Here is a 1129-nt window from a genome sequence, read left to right on the forward strand (position 1 = left end):
TGACGTAGGGTGTGGGGGGTGACGTGTTTGTCAATTTGTGCCTTTTTTGCGGCATGTCTTACCGCTTTTTGTAGAGATGTTTCATCGATATGATGGCGGCGTAGAAAGGTTGTTTCGGGATCTTTTGATAACTGCCTAGAAGGAAACAGGTATTGCCATTTGATATCCTTTGCTGCTGAGATATATTTAACTCTCAATCGATGTGGCAACCAAACTCCTTGAAAATCAGAATGATGGCAATCAGCAGACAAATACTGTTGAACTAAAACGATTTGCTGACGCAAACTTGGGATTAACTCATCTGCTAAGGTCACAACCCTATGTTTGCCTCCTTTCCCATTCCATACTCGTAGTGATTTATAATCAAAATCGATATCTTGTACACGTAACCTGACACACTCCATTAAACGTAAACCACTACCATACAGTATTGAAATGGCGAGTCTGTGGTTACTATTCACATGCTCAAAAAAACGTTTTACTTCAGCAAATGTTAAAACCACTGGCAGTTTCACTTGTCTGGCACTTTTAACAAAACGTAAATCTAGGCTTAGGGGCTGTTTTATTATCTCCCTATATAAAAAAGCCAGCGCATTTAAGGCAGTTGACTGAGTGCTGGCTGCGACATCATTTTTTAATACTAAATGATTTAAGTAGGCTTCAACCTCAATATCTCCCATTTGTACAGGGTGTTTTTTTTGATGAAAATAGATGTAACCCTTTATCCAAACCAAATAGGTTTCTATCGTACGTTTGGCGTAACGCCGCTCAAACATAGTGTCAGAAATGAGTTGTAAAAAGGGTGATTTAGACATCTTTATGCTCCTAACTTAATACTGTTTTAATATACAGTATTAAGTCTAGTTCCGCATATTCGCAAGATCAAGGTGTCTGGCCAAGTCTTGTCATTATAATTTTTATAGGGGAATGAAAAATTAGGCTATACAGTCACTTAGGAAATATGATAAAAATAGAAAAAATAAATATCCGGCGTGTCACCGTGTTTAAATACGGGGCAAGCCGACTGATTAAACTGTTAAATTTGCCGAGCAAGCTCAGGGAGCCCATTTGTGAGGGTGATAGGCAAACTTAACAGCCAAATATGTGATTTAAATACTGGATAAAAAAA

Annotated in this window: 1 protein-coding gene; it reads right to left on the minus strand. The window is 38.1% G+C overall.

Annotated elements, in window-relative coordinates:
• A partial coding sequence (locus CXF95_RS26215; protein WP_101201407.1) for an integron integrase occupies positions 1–815 on the minus strand: 815 nt, incomplete at its 3' end.
• Between the last annotated feature and the right edge of the window lie 314 nt (positions 816–1129).

Source organism: Paraglaciecola sp. MB-3u-78 (assembly GCF_002835935.1).
Classification (GTDB): Bacteria; Pseudomonadota; Gammaproteobacteria; order Enterobacterales; family Alteromonadaceae; genus Paraglaciecola.